The sequence below is a fragment of the Coleofasciculus sp. H7-1 genome (assembly GCF_057473865.1).
The window spans coordinates 15665-31550 of the sequence record NZ_JBYCCT010000076.1 but is presented as its reverse complement, the minus strand read 5'-3'; the positions used below and the strand labels follow the sequence as shown (position 1 = coordinate 31550).

Below are 15886 nucleotides of genomic sequence, written 5' to 3'. Positions count from 1 at the left end.
TGGCATTGCCATGCCCCTACTTGTAGCAATCCTTAGCGAATCGTTAACTTAAATGTGTATCTGGAACTGGTCAGCTTGTAAGGCTGTGCAACCACAACCCGGTAATCGCCTGTTGATGTTGCCTCGAAATAACCATCTTGTGGGTCTTGGAACACTTCTCCGTTAGGCCACACGAAGGAGAAACCGGACAATCCTTGGTCGTCGTTATCGCCACCAACCCGATCTCCTTCCCACACTACTTCTGTAATGATGGTTTGACCTTTCCGTGCCCTAAAAATATAGGTGTCTTTTTTGCCCAGCGGCACCGCTCCCTTAATCGTAGTAGAGCTTCTCCCCCGTGCAAACTGTACGCGCCGATTCACGCCGGTTCGTGGTTCGGCTGCAATTTGTAGGGTAGTATCGCCTACGTTACTCTTAGAAAGATTAACACCGGAGGCGTTTTTAGTGGGTGCTGTCGCCCATGCTTGGGAGTTCAACAATAAAAATGCGCCTGCACTTAGTAGCGCCAGCGTCGAGGCATATTTGCAATTAAATTTACGGAAACCGAATGCCATGTGTTAACCTTCCTTTGAACTGAAGACGAGTTGTCGGCATCTGCACTTAGCACCCTTCAATTGCCTGCTTTGGTGGTTCTTCAAATCGACGAAAAGCATTTCCAGAAATCAGGCAAAAACCAAGGCTCGTTAGGGTTACAGAGCTTTACAGAGCGTGTGTGCGCGGGGAAGGAAAATAGTCATTAGACGCAGGAATGACCAATGGCAATGATGAAAACTTACGACTGGATTGTTGTCGGCGGCGGCATTACAGGCGCGGCGCTGGCTTACGAACTGGCAATCAAAGGCTTCTCGGTTCTTTTATTAGAGCAACACGCCTCACTGCAAGGTGCCACCCGCTATAGTTATGGTGGAATTGCCTACTGGTCAGGGACGACTGAGTTGACGCGACAGTTATGTGCTGAGGGAATTGAGCGTCACCGCATCTTATCTGAGGAATTAGACACCGATACCCAGTTCCGCGAATTGGATTTAATTTTGACGATTGGTACTGATGATGATCCGGAGAAAGTTGTTGCCAACTACGCTGATTTTGCAATTCCGCCTCGGTTACTGGGCGTTGCAGAAGCTTGCGAGATGGAACCGCTACTAAATCCAGATGCGATCGCAGCTGCTTTAACTGTCCGTCACGGTCACATTGAACCAGAAAAAATAACTCAAGGCTACACTCAAGCTTTTCGCCGCGCTGGGGGTGAGGTGCAAATCGATCGGGTGGTGGAACTACTCGGCAAAGGCGCAAAGATTCAGGGAGTCAAAACCGCAACTGCAACCTACCACGCTGCCAAAACCGTTATTTGTGCCGGTGCCATGAGTCGGATGCTACTCAAAGCTGCGGGGATTCCCATCCGCTTGTATTTCACCCATACCGAACTCATCGAAATGCCACCCGTTGATGTGCAGTTGCAGACAACGGTGATGCCAGCAGAAATAAAACGCTTTCAACTAGAAGCAGAAGCAAGTATACCTGAGCGCGATCGCTTATGGGATGAACCCGATTATGAACCTGTTGCACCTATTCTAGATGCCGGTGCGATTCAGTTCAAAGACGGCAGTTTACGCATCGGTCAAATTAGCCGAGCGATCGCAAACCCCAACGCTAAAATTGATGCGGTGGAAAGTGAAGCGAATCTCCGTGCTGCGGTGGGTAAAATCTTACCGGCACTAGAGAATCTACCCGGAAAGTGGCATCACTGCTTGGTTGCGTTTAGTAGCGATCGCCTTCCCTTAGTTGGCGCACTCAATAACGTGGACGGCGCTTATCTCTTCTCCGGATTCTCAAATCCCTTGGTATTTGTACCATCTTTAGCCAAGCATTTTGCGAGTTGGGCAGCAGGTCAAGAAGACGAAGTTCTAAACAAATTATCGCCCCTACAGTTGTATTGAAAGTAACACTTTTAGCGTACTCTTGTGGACAGATGAATTGTCCTCGTAGTGTGAGTCAATGCAATTTATCTGCATCAATGCGGTTAATTATTGCTGAAGTTATTGGGATTGCCGATAAGATTAAACGCTGGAATAATCGCCATATTATTATTGAGCAGATATCCGCTACAAGCTTCAGCCTATAGCGATACAATCCCTATTAGCCTGCTCTCGTCAGGCTTTGTTTGTATAGCCGCGAATGCGAGTCGTCAGGCGTTTTTACTACCTCAATCAACTTTTCTAAAAGCGCTTCAGCTATGACAACCACCAGTTTATTGATTTTTGCGATCGCTGGACTCTTTGCCGGAATTCTCGCGGGATTTTTAGGCATTGGCGGCGGTACGGTTCTTGTCCCGTTATTAGTCGCTTTGAAATACACACCCGTGCAAGCCGTTGGCACCAGTAGCCTAGCAATTTTAATCACGGCAATTTCTGGCAGCGTCCAAAACTGGCGGATGGGGTTATTCAGCTTCCAAAGAGTGATTGCCATTGGATTTCCGGCTGTAGTCACTGCACAAATTGGTGCTTATTTAGCCACCCAAATTCGTCCCTATTTACTACTAGCAGCTTTCGGCTGCTTACTACTTTTAAATGTTTACTTAGTTGAACTACGCAAGCAGCTAACAGCCAAGAAGAAGCAGGAAGAAGAACAACTAAAAACTCAAGGCAGCCACGAATCTAGCATCCCTAAAAATTCAAATATCTTCTTCAATCCAAATTTTGCCAGAATTGCGACTGGCAGTGCCGCTGGGATACTAGCAGGTTTATTTGGTGTAGGTGGCGGTGTAATTATGGTGCCGCTGCAAATTTTACTTTTAGGAGAAACCATCAAAGTCGCCATTCAAACCAGTTTAGGTGTCATCGTTATTACAGCAATATCAGCTAGTATAGGACACGCTTTCAGAGGCAATGTTTTGTTATTTGAAGGACTTCTTTTGGGTTGTGGTGGCTTTTTGGGAGCGCAAATAAGTACGCGGTTTCTACCCAAATTACCCGATAAAATCGTCAGCTTAGCCTTTCGCAGCCTGTTAGGTATTTTATCAATTTATGTTTTTTGGCAAGCATGGCAAAACTATAACAACTTTAAAATTTAAACTTGCCTAAAAACTCTTTTTAGAGAAGTTTAAACTTTACTAAAAATAAGTATATTTCTATATTTTTTAAACTTATTTTTATTAATTTATATATAAGCAAGCCGGATTTTTTAAAACGATTTGCAACGGTAACGGATAAGATTAAATTGAAGATTTTCGTAGGGAATGGTTGACGCAGGAAACCCAACATCTGCATGGGTTACGCTATCGCTAACCCATGCTAAAAATAATTCAGGACTTACGCAAATAGCACCACATAGTGTGGGCAACCACAGGGGGATTGCCCCTACAAAACGCTATATGTATAAGCTTTGCTTAAGCCCTGAATTAATCCCACTTACTAAGCAACCAAAATTTATATATCGTCAGATTTTGGTAGGGAATGGTTGACGCAGGAAACCCAACATCTGCATGGGTTACGCTATCGCTAACCACTACTACAAATAATTAATCCCGCTTACTAAGCAACCAGAATTTATATATCGTCAGTGGTCAGTGGTTATTGGTCAATTGCAATTGGCTAATAACTACTGACTCATGACTCCTGACTAATAACTAAGCATAGAAACCGTTTCTTTCTCTCGAACCTTTAGCAGGCGACAAGCGCATCTGAACGATTCAGAACTCTTAAATCCTCCTCATCCAACTCGACGGGGACGCCGCTGCGAATTAGTTCCACAAAATCCTCGTTGGGAACCATAAAGCACAGCGTATACAAGCGATCGCCACCTGTATTTTCAATTTTATGAATCCCCGTCGGCGGTACTAATAAGCTGTCTCCAGGGCGCATGGGGACGGTTTTGCCGTCGCAAGTCGCCAGTCCTTGCCCCTTGAGGACAAAAAACATCTCCACAGCCATCTGGTGACGATTGGGAGGAGTTTTCCCACCAACATCAAAAATTTCTACACAAAAAGTTAATGAAACGTTAGCGCTTGCCGGATCGAAGACAATCGCTAACCGATTGCTATCCTCAGGACTGATGCGAAAGGCTTGATAGTCTCTAGGAGACTTGACGACCGGAATCATGCAACGAGACGAGTCCATCGGGCATTTCTCCTCTAAAAGAGATCGGTTTGGCTAATGACTAATTGTTCGTTACCATTGGCGATTAGCATTAGCGATTAGCCAACTTAATTGTTTCTACGATAGCTTGAGAATCTGCCACGAAACCAAAACACTGTTTTACGTTATAAAGAGTGGCTTGCCAGCAATACTCTGGGGATGTGGTAGCAGTACCATCCTTCACCAAAATACAGTCATAGCCGAGAAAGTTAGCATCTTGCAGAGTTGCCATCACGCACTGATCTGCATTGACTCCGGCAAAGAACAAAGTCGTTTTGCCCAGGTTCCGCAAGATGCTGTCGAGAGGTGTATCCCAAAAACCGCTCATCCGGTACTTATCGACGCGGATATCTTCCGGTTTTTGTTCCAATTCATCCACCACCGCCGCCGCCCAACTGCCCACCATCAGCACTGGCGCACCATTAGCTGGCAGCGGATCTCCTAAACCCACGCCATCGCCGGTGGGATTATAAACATGGCGTATACTGGCGCTGATATTCAGTAAGTCGGGACGGTTCCCCCAGTTAACCCAAATAACCGGAACGTTTACCGTTCGCAATTCTGGCAGCAGCGTTTTGAGAGGATTGATGGGAGTTCGGGCGGGTGTCACGTCTACGCCAATGTGGGCTAGCCAGCCATCTGGATGACAGAAATCATTCTGCATATCAATCACCAAAATCGCCGCTTTTGCCAAATCCAGGCGTAACGTCTTGGTTTCTGTGGCTAGGGTGACAAGTTGCGGTTTTAAAGGAGGGCGCGTGATATCGGCAATTTCTGCATCAACTGCCCAAGCATTCGGCGGTACGCCCAAGGTACGGAGGGGTCGATTCATAGGGAGAGTGCAAGGGGGCAATCTTGAGGAATACTACTTTTTCTGCCCAGGACTCTTAAATTTTTCTATTTCTTAACTTCAAGGGATAAATGCGCGAGTTCTACACTACAGAAGGTTTGGAGATATTCCCAGACCTAACCCCCAGTCCCTTCCCTACAAGGGAAGGGAAGCCATTTTCAAAGCCCCTCTCCGTATCGGAGAGGGGTTTGGGGAGAGGTCTGCCGACTTGTATGTACAACACGGTAGCGCTGTTCACGGGGAGGGTTGGGGAGAGGTTGCGGAACAAGAATGAAACAATCTTGTTGCTTAAACCACCATCGGTAACTCTTGAAAGCTACTTTTTAGTAAAGTTTTATCTTCCTCGGCGCGGAGGAGTCCCATTACCCGATCCTTATAATCCTGAAACAGAGGATTGCACTTAATGTCATAAGTGCGATCGCTTGGCAGTTTTATACTTAATTCTTCTTTAACCGTACCTGGACGCGAACTCAGCACATAGATGCGTTGAGATAGAAAAACTGCTTCCTCAACATCATGAGTAATCATAAATATTGTTGTCCGCGTGCGTTGCCAGACTTGCAGTAAAAATTGCTGCATCGCTTCTTTCGTCTGGACATCCAACGCCCCAAACGGTTCATCCATCAGTAAAATTTTAGGTTGCGAGGCTAAAGCGCGGGCGATCGCTACCCGTTGCTTCATCCCACCTGAGAGTTCCTTCGGAAGTGCTTTTGCAAACCCAGACAATCCCACCACATCTAGATAATAAGCCACCCGTCGCCGTCGTTCTACCGAGGAGACACCTTGCAGCTTTAAGCCAAATCCCACGTTATCTGCAACACTCATCCACGGATACAGCGTATAGCTCTGGAACACCATACCACGGTCAGATCCCGGTCCCATCACCCGCACCCCATCGACCAAAACTTCCCCCGCCGTGGGAGTATCCAATCCAGCAATCAAGCGCAGCAACGTTGACTTGCCAGAACCCGAAGCACCCACCGCACAGATACATTCTCCCTCTTCAATATGCAAATTGATATCTTTGAGAGCAACGAGCGAACCGCGTCTGGTTTTGAATTGTTTATGGAGTTGAGAAACTTGCAAATGCATAATCAGTGACAATTTTAAGTTTTAGATTGAATTGCCCGATGTAATCGTCATTGGTCAGTAACACCGAACTAATCATTCAAAACCAATGACTATTGACCATCTATTTTCTTAATCATTAGCCCACTTACAAGACACGCGCAGTAACAATCGAAACAAAAGATCGATAGTCAGACCAATCAAGCCAATCACAATCAGCCCCGCAAAAATTTCATCGGTTTTGAGAAATCTTTGGGCAACGCTAATGCGGCGACCCAAGCCTTCTGTCGCTGCCACTAACTCGGAAACGATGACTAAGTTCCAAGAAGCTGCCATATTGACGCGACCCGCATCAATGATACTCGGCAGAATAAAGGGAAAAATTACTTGCAATAAAACTTGCTTTCGCTGACCGCCCAAGGTGTAGGAAGTTTCCAATAACTCTTTCGGTACAAACTTCACCGCATCCATCACCATGAGCGTATTAAAAAATAGCGTTCCGATAAAAATTAGCAGAATCTTGGGTTCTTCTCCCAGACCAAAATACAAAATTAGTAAGGGAATAAAAGCCGGTGCTGGCATATAACGCACAATGCCAATTATCGGTTCCATCAACGCTCGAATGCTGGGAAAAGTTCCCATCAATGTCCCTAAAGGAATTGAAATCAGCGCCGCCAGAAAAAAGCCACTCAGAACGCGAAACAAGCTATAGGCAATATCTTTTTGCAAATCGCCAGTTGCTAAAAGCCTCTGAAAAGCGCCCCAAACTTGAGCTGGAGTCGGCAAAAATAAAGGCGCGACTATCCCAGAGTTGGATACTATCCACCAAAGAGCAACCGGGATGCAAATTGACAGAACCATTAAAGTCCATGCCAAATTTTTAGGAATCTCCTCACCAATGCGCCAGAAGACGCTAGGCGATAACATTTTGCGAGGACGAGCGGAATTAGTTTCCGGCAAATCTTCAGCGTAGCGGTTCATGATTTTTGCTTTGCCGCGTAGGCTTTGATAAACTGATCGTCAAATATTTGGCTGAGATTCGGAGTTTGTTTAGTTAACTTAGCCTTGATTAGAAATTTGCTAATTTCTTGAGCGGCGTAACCCAAAGATGCCATGTCATTACCGGGACTAAATGCTTTCAAGTTGTTTTCAATGCTAAAGATTTTAGTCCCGGCTTCGTATTTCTTGTATTCGTCAACCGCGACACCAGCGCGTTTTGCCATCGTGGCGTAAGCTTTGTCAGGATTGCTGCGGATAAACGCCAACGTGTCGAACCAAGTATTGACCAAAGCTTGCACGTCTTGAGGACGTTCGTTAATCAGTTTTCGACTAACAGTTAAATGATCGGGAATTGCTCCTGGAAAGTCTTTAGAACTGAATAATTCTTTACTTCCAGCCCGTTCTAGCGCCTTGCTCGTGAACGGTGCAAAAACTCCAACTGCATCCACTTGACCCGCAACAAAAGCAGCTGCGGCTGCGCCTGTTTCTAAGGGTTGAAAAGTAATATCAGCTTGGGTTAAACCCGCTTTTTTCAGTCCTAAAAGTAGCAAGAAATGATCGACGGTTCCTTCTTCAGCAGCAATTTTTTTCCCTTTGAGGTCGGCAATACTATTGATACCTTCCCGAACAATAATTTTGTCGTTCCCGGTTGAATTGTCATTGACTAATATAATCACTTGATCGGAACCAGCAGCCACTGAGCTAATCGTGTCATTCAAGGTTTGGGTATTAGCACTTAGCTGACCAGCATTGAGGGCGTTAATGGAATCTAAATAGCCATCGAACCACTTCAAATTCACATTAACTTTGTTCGCCTCAAACAGTTTTTCTTCTTGAGCCACCTGCCAGGGCAACCACCCAGGCCAGACACTGAAACCCATTTGAATTGTTTCAGTTTTTGAGGATGTAGTGGTTTGCTGAGGGTTAGCACAACTAACGGTAATGACGAGGCTGAGCAAAAAGACCGAGAATAGAGAAAGTAACTGGCGGGTCTTCATTGAGTCTCACTTTTTACTAGCAGGCTCATTAGGCGGGTAGCATTTCGGTTGCCGTAGCAGATGGGTGTTGATTTAAAACTTGCGATTTTACCCAATCAAACCAGTTTTCTAATCCCTCACCCGTCTTGGCAGAAACCGCAATAATTGTGACATGAGGGTTCATCTGACGAACGTTGGCGGCAATACGATTAATATCAATATCGAGATAAGGAGCCAAATCAATCTTGGTAATTAACAAACAATCTGCTTCTTGAAACATTACCGGATACTTGAGCGGCTTATCTTCTCCTTCAGTCACGCTCAACAAAGCAACTTTAACGTGTTCTCCCACTTCAAACTCAGCAGGACAAACTAAATTACCGACATTTTCAACCAGCACTAAATCAAAATCAGAAGGATTATACTGGTGTTCTAGTTGATGAATTCCTCCAGCTACCATCTTGGAATCCAAGTGGCAGGAACGCCCCGTATTAATTGCAATGACAGGGACTCCATATTGACGCAAACGGTCGGCATCCAACTCCGTCGTCATATCCCCCTCAATTACGGCGATTTTCAACTCATCTGTCAAAACAGCAAGCGATCGCTCTAACAGTGCCGTTTTACCCGCCCCAGGGCTACTCATAATATTGAAACAAGTAATCCCCCACTCATCGAAATGCGCTCGGTTACGATCGGCTCCTTTCTGATTAGCATGGAGCAAGTTAATTCCTAATGCAGCGTCAAATGTTTGATGCATAAGCGTTTTTATTTACCTCGTCAAAACTATACTCAATCCGGTCAATTTTCAGTTCTCTACCTGAGCGAATATCCTCCATCGGTGAGTGACACTCAGGGCAGCCGTATTGCAACCCAACTTGTGGTGCATATTCTTGTTTGCAGCGATGACAAAAGGCAATCAGCGGTGTTTCCTGAATAACCAGTTCTACCCCTTCCAAAAAGGTGTTGTAAGTCTGTACCTCAAAAGCAAATTGTAGACTGACAGGTTCCACACAAGTGAACTTACCAACAATTAAGTGAATCTGGGAAATATGGGGGCGATCGCTCTGAGATTCCCACCAATCTTTTACTGTTAAAATGAGCGCCTTTGTCATGTCAGTTTCGTGCAAGGCTCAACTCCACTCTGCAACTAATTCTGGTTGGGCGTAGGGGTGAATGTATGCGGCTTTTTCTTTTCGCGGTAACTGTCCTGACAGCACCAGATGCGCCATCGTGTCGCAAATCACTCGCGTCGCCATCAAAGATGTCATGTCACTGATGTCATAAGGGGGCGACACTTCCACCACCTCAAGTCCGCAAACGGGTGCTTTCTGAACAATTTTGCCCAGCATATAAAGAGCCTCGCGGGGCAATAATCCGCCCGGTTCAGGCCAACCAGTTCCAGGGACAAAACCGGCATCAATGCAGTCAATATCAAAGCTGATATAAACGCAGTCTGTTCCGTCTAAAGCCCTTTCTAGAGCGAAGTTTACCGCTGCATCCAAACCCATTTCTGTGATGTCTGTAACTGTCAGAATATTTGTGGCTCGTTCTCGACAGACTTTTACACCCTGACGCGGCACTTGCCAGCCACCTATCCCTAATTGCACAAGGTTTTTTGGATTGGCATTTTTGATGTTTGTGGCATGGAACCAAGGGCAGGTGTGCATGCGCTCATCGAGGTCTGTTTCCTGGGTATCGACGTGGCGATCGAAGTGAATAATCCCCAGTTTTTTATCGCCTAAATGGCGGCAAACTCCCCGCACTGTTGGATAACCAATTGAATGATCGCCTCCCAAAATTATTGGAAAAGCACCGGAACTAAAGATGTGAGCAATTCCTTTAGAAATTTGGTCAAATGACTTTTCGTTATTTCCCGGAATTGTGAAAATATCTCCAACATCACACAGGGTAATTTGCTCTCGCAAATCAACGCCTAGTTCAAAGTTATAGGGGGTATACAAAGCAGAAATCCGCCGAATTCCTTGGGGACCAAAACGGGTTCCAGGTCGGTAGGTGGTGCCAGAATCGTGCGGTACGCCTACAATTGCAACATCGTATTCACCCACTTTTCGCACATCTTCTATATAAGGTGCTTTCAGGAAGGTGTTAATGCCTGCGTAGTGGGGAAGTTCGCCGCGAGAGAAAGTGGAAATAGAGCGATCGCGTATACTTTCTGCTGCCTCTAATCCAAACTCTAACCCTTTTGCCACCTCCTGTTGCCAGCCTGTCATTGGCAGATGGGTTTCTTTTTCAAGGGCGCGACTCGCTTCAGTAGACGGCGGTTGCAAATCCGAATTCGAGTTTTGAGAATTAATTTCAGTCATGTTTGAAAAAATGGGATGTTCGTCAATCTAAAAGCTCTATTTTTTATCCCAAGTCCAAAAAAAGACTTGCAAAAACTATAGCCCGGGTAAGCCATAACAGATAAGCCTCTGCTATGTACCTCCCGGGCTTTTCTCCCGCCGTGTAACCAGTCCGTGTTTCAATTTATAAAAACACTCCATGACTGGTTCGCTTCTCTCGGACCAGTCGTTTAAATCTTGAGACTTAAACCGGAACCCTAGAAGCTATTAATTTGTTTTTACCCGATAGCTAGCAATAGTTTGTTGGGATGAACTTTGAAAGCTTAAATGTATAGATATCAATAAATTTTGAGGATGAATGTAGTCAAAGCTACAATTTTGCGGATTTTCCCCTAGAGGTAAACCAGAGTCTAGATAGCGATCGCATCCTACAGCCGGGATTTCGCCACCGAGAAGGCTCAAATCGCACTGGATGCTACAGCCAAACCTGGATGAAAACTACTCCAGGTTTGGCGCATATCAGCGCCCAGATTTTAGGACAAACTTGCCCCTGCATTTGACTCCAGCCTTTCCCCCAGATAGGCTCCACATTGATAGGAAGATACCAAGCCGGAGATGTCTTGTGTAGCCGTAGCCGCGCCTACCCCGCGAGAGCGACTCTCGCCCGGAAAGCTTTAGTCTTCGTGATCTTCAAACGGATCGTTCAATTCCTTGGAAGGAGGTCCGAAAGCAGTGTAGATGGTGAAGCCAGTGATGGCGACGAGAAAGGCAGCGATACAAATGCTAAGAACTGTTGCGGGTTCCATAGGTGAGATAATTTATGAGAGCAGTTCCTATACAATATTACAAAACGTTAAAAACTTCTGTCGAGAGTGATCCTAGGAAAGCTATGGCACAACGGACTTGGTTAGGAGATGTCCTCAAACCCCTGAACTCTGAATATGGGAAAGTATCTCCGGGTTGGGGCACTACGCCATTGATGGGCGTCTTTATGGTGCTATTTTTGGTCTTTTTACTGATTATTCTGCAACTTTACAACTCCTCACTCCTCGTTGAGGGTGTTGATGTCGATTGGAAAAGCCTAGGCCGTTAATCGACTGCAATCTGGCGCGAAGCCCTTGAGCTTTACTTAAAACGCCACGATTAAAAAACACTTATGCTTTCCCGGCTAGACCGGGTTTTTTTGTCAGTTCTATACTAAAGTTAACGTTTGCACGAAAAATCCTATGAATATCTTTGGCATCGGTCTGCCGGAAATGGCGCTAATTATGGTTGTGGCTCTTTTGATTTTCGGTCCCAAAAAGTTGCCAGAAATTGGTCGCAGTATGGGCAAGGCAATTCGCGGCTTCCAGGAAGCATCTAGAGAATTTGAAACCGAGTTCAAGCATGAAGCAGAGCAGATAGAACAAGCTGTCAAGACACTTCCCCAGTCTGACTCAGAGAAAGTGGCAAACGGGAAGTCAGAGAATCACGCAACTAGCTCATCGCAACACAGCTAAAACTGGCAATTCTCGTTCCGACTATAGCGGTTCTCACTTGAGTGCAATATATAGGAACCTCACCCCCAACCCCTCGATTTTCACCCAGAGTGGGGAATATTGAACCCCTCTCCGTTCACGGGGAGGGGCAGGGGTGGGGTTAAACCTTACTGCATCCAATAGAGAATTGCTATAGGGATGGAAAGGGGGTAGACGTTAATTGGCAGCGACTGGTAGAAAGCCATACTTCTGCAATATCTGCTGCCCTCTGTTACTGGTAACGAAGTTGATGAATTCTTTTGCCTGCTGGGAATTTTGACTTTGCTTGACAACCGCTATCCAATAGCGGATAGGTTGAGTTGATTCAGGGGAAATTCTGCTTATCACCTTCACTTTTTTAGATATAGCCGCATCCGTCGCGTAGACAAGGGCGGCGTCAACATTCCCCTGCTCCACATAAGTCAAAACTTGACGCACATTGTCACCAAAAACCAACTTTTTTTCTTTTTCCAGTTTGGTATAAAGATTTTCTTTTTCCAGAACTATTTTTGCGTACTCTCCCGCTGGCACTGTAGCTGGATTACCAATTGCTAAGCGTTTCAGACGACCATCCCTTAAGTCAGATAGTTTCTTCAGCCAAGGGGTTTGAGCGGTAGTTGCCACCACGACTAATTGATTACGGGCAAACGTTTTGCGAGTTTGGGGAAGCAACAAATTCTGCGTTTCTAAAGCATCCATCGGTCGAGCTGCTGCACTCGCAAATACATCAATTGGGGCACCCTGTTCGATTTGCTTTTGCAAGAAACCAGAAGCGGCAAAATTGAAGTTAACTGTAAAGGTAGGAAGCTGAGCTTGAAAGGCTGTGGCAATCTCTGTAAAAGCTTCGGTCAACGAAGCAGCAGCAGCAACAGTCAGCCTGGTAGATGTAGATTCAGACTTCTTTGGGGAGAGAGCTGGGGCAGTGCAAGCCCCCAGCAGAAGACTCACAACCAGACTCAGCAGGATTAGAGAGGGTAGCACAGCGAACCTATTGGCATTCTCCGGGCACTTGCGTGGCATCAAAGAATAACTCAAGCGTTTTCTCCCTAGCAAAAACTATGATTTGTGGCTTTGATGTTCTTGAAGCATATCGCTTCAGCGCTCCGCTTTGCCATTGAGTTCGGGTTTACCAGGAACTTCAAACTTGTAACCGACGCCCCGAACCGTTTGAATTAATTCAGGCTGAGTAGAGTCGATTTCTATCTTCTTGCGAATCTGCCCGATATGAACGTCAACTACACGTGGATCTCCTATGTACTCAGAAGCCCAAACTTCTTTGATTAGCTCGGCTCGACGCCAAACGCGACCGGGATGACTCGCTAGGAAATGCAACAAATTAAATTCTAAAGCGGTTAGGGGTACTGGTTGGTCGCCTAGATTTACCTCTCGACGCACTGGATCGATCACCAGCTTGTCAAAGATGAGGCGTTGCTGTTCGGCGACTTTGAGGGGTCGATGGCGCTTTAAAAGTGCCCCCACGCGGACGCCCAACTCCCCTAAGCTAAAAGGCTTGGTAATGTAGTCATCCGCACCTTGGGAGAAGCCGTGGATTTTATCATTTTCGTCGGCGCGACTCGTTAGCAGCAGCACTAATACGTCGGTACGGCTTTGCAATTCTTTGCAGAGTTGATAGCCATTCGCGTCAGGCAAATTCACGTCCAGAATCACCAGGTTTGGGTTGAATTGATCAAACACGGCGCGGGCGGTCTTGCCGTCTTCAGCAGACTCCATTTGATAGTTTTGCTGACTTAAGAAGCGATAGATGAGATTCCGGATGGCAGGATCGTCATCCACGACAAGAATCTTGTGAGTTGCGGAAGCCATGACCATAACTTTCCACTAAGAACTGGATTATGATTAACGGACAGAGATATTTTAAGCAAACAGGTCGAGTCGGGGAAACAAGCGCTTGTGTTCGGCGAAAAATCGCTTCCTCACCTTATTAATGTTCCCAAGCTTAATGGCGTAATGAGCATTTTAGACAATTATCGTCGCTCTCCCCAGTTAGTGAAAATATCTCGTAATCGTCAATTTTCCACGAGCGGCAGTCTGGCGGTTTGTTTTAAGTCTTTTTTGTCTAAAAAAATTAAATTTGCCGAGCGAATCCGGATAAATCATCTGACGGTTAGCTGGTAAACGAATAAAGGTGTCTTTCGGGAGAAGCGCTTGTGTTCAAGGATCAAGCTAAACTAACTTGGAGGATAGGATGAATGTAGGCACTCAAGGCTCAGGGTTAACTGCGATTGGGCAGCGATTTCAGGGACTTGAACGGCTTAGAACAAAGAACCAGTATGACAAAACTTCACGGAAAATGTATAGATACTTTGTCAAATGTAGTAATTTATGACCATTCCATTCTTCAAGAGCCGTAGCACGTTCTCCAATCAGTATGGAAGTATTCCAATCGCGCTCTCATGCGGTCGGCGATACTCTTTTAGCAACGGAAATTAGGGAGTTTTAGGTCACGTAGGTTAGAACGGCTGGCTAACGATACTTTCTTCTAGCCTGAGGAACTGGCAGTGTAGATATGGAGCTAGATTGCCAGAAACGATTGAGTCGATGAAGACTGCTGAAAATAATAGATATCTGGGAGGTTTTGGATGAGCGAGCAAAATCCCTACGAAAAGCTTGGACTGTCAGAAGACGCAACTTTTGAGGAAATTCAGGAGGCGCGATCGCGCCTCGTGCAAGAGCATCATGGCGAGAAGGAGCTTCTGGAAGCGATGGAGACTGCCTACGATGCGATTTTAATGGAACGTCTGAGGATGCGCCAAGAGGGAAAAATTAAGGTTCCGGAACGGATTCGGTTCCCAGAGCGGGCGATCGCGCCTCCTCCCACTTTTGCGCCGACGCCGGTCAACCGCTCCCCAGCTTGGTTGCAAAATCTGATTGATACCCCCAGCTTACAGGAGGTGGCGTGGCCTAGCGGTTTGTTCTTGGCATTGAGCGGCATCACGGTCTATCCAGCTACCAATGATTCTATGCTGCCGTTGAATATGGCGTTAGGGGCTGGATTAACTTTATTTTTGGTCAATCGTAAAGAGCGGAAATTTGGTCGCGCTTTGCTGCTGACGCTGTTTGGGTTGTTCGTTGGGATTGGATTGGGAACGCTGCTCAATAATGTGCTGATGACGCCAATTTCTAATATCGGATTGACACCGGATAAATTCGTCACGCTGGTGACGTTTATTATCCTCTGGCTGGTTAGTAGCTTTCTGCGCTAAAGCTAAGAATTAATCATGAAAAATTAAGAGTTAATCAGAGAATTTTTAATTTTTCATTTTTTATGTTTAATTCTTCAGGCAGCAGCTGACTCAATACGAAATCCACGGCTTCACCGAGATTGTTTACGATCGAGTCTGGCTGGTATTGCTCAAGTTGAGCGCGATCGCGTATCCCGCACAAAACCCCGATGACCTTGACGCCGTGGTTTTTTCCTGCCATCATATCAGCCTCGGTATCCCCGATCATCCATACATCAGAGGCGGAAGGCAGTTCGGCGATCGCTCGTTCCATCAGCAGCGGTTTGTCGTCGATGTCACGAGTCTTCACGTAGTCGTTAGCCAGGTGGTAGCAGCGATTTTTCGGGAAAAATCGCTCTAAGTCGTAGCGACCGAAAGCGTAATCTAACTCCCGTTGACGACGCATGGTCAGTACAACCAAATCGACACCTGCTTGCTGTACTTTTTCCAGGGCGTCAACGGCTCCGGGTGCCAGGGCGTCATAAACTAGATAAGGCATCGTATGCACGGTTTGACGCCGCAGTGCAGCAAATGCTTGGGCTTGATCTTCATCTAGACCGGAAAGCATCCCGATTTGTCGTTCTGGGACGCGCGATCGCTTCAAAACCCAAAACTCATCCTTAGACATCTGACGCACTGACTGATCTTGCCGTCGCGTCTGTTCCAAACAAAACTGGTAAACTTGGTAATATCGCTCCGAAACGTCCATAATTGGGCCGTCGAAGTCACTAATAATTCTTAACATTTTTAGAAGTAGGGCAGTCTGTATTATTAAGATTAATCACAGATTACCC

The 15886-nt window shown here is 46.1% G+C and carries 19 protein-coding genes and 1 riboswitch; of the genes, 6 read left to right on the top strand and 13 right to left on the bottom strand.

Annotated features, from left to right (window positions below; all coding sequences use genetic code 11):
• Nucleotides 1-32 precede the first annotated feature (32 nt).
• Nucleotides 33-554 carry a hypothetical protein gene (locus AC2VDX_RS22140; RefSeq protein WP_378185388.1) on the bottom strand — a complete coding sequence of 174 codons (522 nt, stop codon included), beginning with the start codon at nt 552-554 and terminating at the stop codon, nt 33-35.
• Nucleotides 555-764: 210 nt separating this feature from the next.
• On the opposite strand from AC2VDX_RS22140, the gene AC2VDX_RS22135 reads away from it, so the two are divergent.
• From AC2VDX_RS22135 to AC2VDX_RS22125, 3 genes are all read left to right on the top strand, one after another.
• On the top strand, nt 765-1937 hold the full coding sequence (locus tag AC2VDX_RS22135; RefSeq protein WP_378185454.1) for an NAD(P)/FAD-dependent oxidoreductase: 1173 nt from the start codon (nt 765-767) through the stop codon (nt 1935-1937).
• 32 nt (nt 1938-1969) lie between these two features.
• On the top strand, nt 1970-2122 hold the full coding sequence (locus tag AC2VDX_RS22130) for a hypothetical protein (protein WP_378185390.1): 153 nt from the start codon (nt 1970-1972) through the stop codon (nt 2120-2122).
• Nucleotides 2123-2233: 111 nt separating this feature from the next.
• Nucleotides 2234-3070: a sulfite exporter TauE/SafE family protein gene (locus AC2VDX_RS22125; protein WP_378185392.1), complete on the top strand. Its 837-nt coding sequence runs from the start codon at nt 2234-2236 to the stop codon at nt 3068-3070.
• 589 nt (nt 3071-3659) lie between these two features.
• On the opposite strand, the gene AC2VDX_RS22120 is transcribed toward AC2VDX_RS22125, so the two are convergent.
• The 9 genes from AC2VDX_RS22120 to psbN form a co-directional block, all read right to left on the bottom strand.
• Complete coding sequence (locus tag AC2VDX_RS22120) at nt 3660-4115, bottom strand: cupin domain-containing protein (RefSeq protein WP_378185394.1); 456 nt, start codon at nt 4113-4115, stop codon at nt 3660-3662.
• A gap of 70 nt (nt 4116-4185) precedes the next feature.
• Nucleotides 4186-4965 (bottom strand): cysteine hydrolase family protein, encoded by a 780-nt coding sequence (locus AC2VDX_RS22115; RefSeq protein WP_378185396.1) that lies wholly within the window; start codon nt 4963-4965, stop codon nt 4186-4188.
• Between the two features lie 306 nt (nt 4966-5271).
• Nucleotides 5272-6075: an ABC transporter ATP-binding protein gene (locus AC2VDX_RS22110; protein ID WP_378185456.1), complete on the bottom strand. Its 804-nt coding sequence runs from the start codon at nt 6073-6075 to the stop codon at nt 5272-5274.
• A gap of 108 nt (nt 6076-6183) precedes the next feature.
• Nucleotides 6184-7032, bottom strand: coding sequence for an ABC transporter permease (locus tag AC2VDX_RS22105; RefSeq protein ID WP_378185398.1), 849 nt, complete (start codon nt 7030-7032; stop codon nt 6184-6186).
• Nucleotides 7029-8048 carry an ABC transporter substrate-binding protein gene (locus AC2VDX_RS22100; RefSeq protein WP_378185400.1) on the bottom strand — a complete coding sequence of 340 codons (1020 nt, stop codon included), beginning with the start codon at nt 8046-8048 and terminating at the stop codon, nt 7029-7031. The genes AC2VDX_RS22105 and AC2VDX_RS22100 overlap by 4 nt, the downstream gene beginning before the upstream one ends.
• 28 nt (nt 8049-8076) lie before the next feature.
• Complete coding sequence (hypB, locus tag AC2VDX_RS22095) at nt 8077-8787, bottom strand: hydrogenase nickel incorporation protein HypB (RefSeq protein ID WP_378185402.1); 711 nt, start codon at nt 8785-8787, stop codon at nt 8077-8079.
• Nucleotides 8771-9157 (bottom strand): hydrogenase maturation nickel metallochaperone HypA, encoded by a 387-nt coding sequence (hypA, locus tag AC2VDX_RS22090; RefSeq protein ID WP_378185404.1) that lies wholly within the window; start codon nt 9155-9157, stop codon nt 8771-8773. The genes hypB and hypA overlap by 17 nt, the downstream gene beginning before the upstream one ends.
• Before the next feature lie 3 nt (nt 9158-9160).
• Nucleotides 9161-10354, bottom strand: a complete 1194-nt coding sequence (speB, locus tag AC2VDX_RS22085) for an agmatinase (RefSeq protein WP_378185406.1) — start codon at nt 10352-10354, stop codon at nt 9161-9163.
• Nucleotides 10355-10471: 117 nt separating this feature from the next.
• Nucleotides 10472-10605, bottom strand: a riboswitch (guanidine-I (ykkC/yxkD leader).
• 402 nt (nt 10606-11007) lie between these two features.
• Nucleotides 11008-11139 (bottom strand): photosystem II reaction center protein PsbN, encoded by a 132-nt coding sequence (gene psbN, locus AC2VDX_RS22080; protein WP_378185409.1) that lies wholly within the window; start codon nt 11137-11139, stop codon nt 11008-11010.
• 83 nt (nt 11140-11222) lie between these two features.
• On the opposite strand from psbN, the gene psbH reads away from it, so the two are divergent.
• Together psbH and AC2VDX_RS22070 are read left to right on the top strand one after the other, a co-directional pair.
• Nucleotides 11223-11426, top strand: a complete 204-nt coding sequence (psbH, locus tag AC2VDX_RS22075; RefSeq protein ID WP_190411417.1) for a photosystem II reaction center phosphoprotein PsbH — start codon at nt 11223-11225, stop codon at nt 11424-11426.
• A 133-nt stretch (nt 11427-11559) separates the two neighbouring features.
• The gene (locus tag AC2VDX_RS22070; protein WP_378185411.1) at nt 11560-11832 is read left to right on the top strand and encodes a TatA/E family twin arginine-targeting protein translocase; all 273 of its coding nucleotides are present in this window, start codon (nt 11560-11562) and stop codon (nt 11830-11832) included.
• Nucleotides 11833-12027: 195 nt separating this feature from the next.
• Here the strand turns inward: AC2VDX_RS22070 and modA are convergent, their stop codons facing one another.
• Complete coding sequence (gene modA / locus AC2VDX_RS22065) at nt 12028-12831, bottom strand: molybdate ABC transporter substrate-binding protein (protein WP_378185413.1); 804 nt, start codon at nt 12829-12831, stop codon at nt 12028-12030.
• A gap of 114 nt (nt 12832-12945) precedes the next feature.
• Complete coding sequence (locus AC2VDX_RS22060) at nt 12946-13680, bottom strand: response regulator transcription factor (protein ID WP_378185415.1); 735 nt, start codon at nt 13678-13680, stop codon at nt 12946-12948.
• A 770-nt stretch (nt 13681-14450) separates the two neighbouring features.
• On the opposite strand from AC2VDX_RS22060, the gene AC2VDX_RS22055 reads away from it, so the two are divergent.
• On the top strand, nt 14451-15074 hold the full coding sequence (locus tag AC2VDX_RS22055; protein WP_378185417.1) for a CPP1-like family protein: 624 nt from the start codon (nt 14451-14453) through the stop codon (nt 15072-15074).
• A 34-nt stretch (nt 15075-15108) separates the two neighbouring features.
• Here AC2VDX_RS22055 and AC2VDX_RS22050 read toward each other — a convergent pair whose 3' ends face one another.
• Complete coding sequence (locus AC2VDX_RS22050; protein ID WP_378185419.1) at nt 15109-15837, bottom strand: HAD family hydrolase; 729 nt, start codon at nt 15835-15837, stop codon at nt 15109-15111.
• Between the last annotated feature and the right edge of the window lie 49 nt (nt 15838-15886).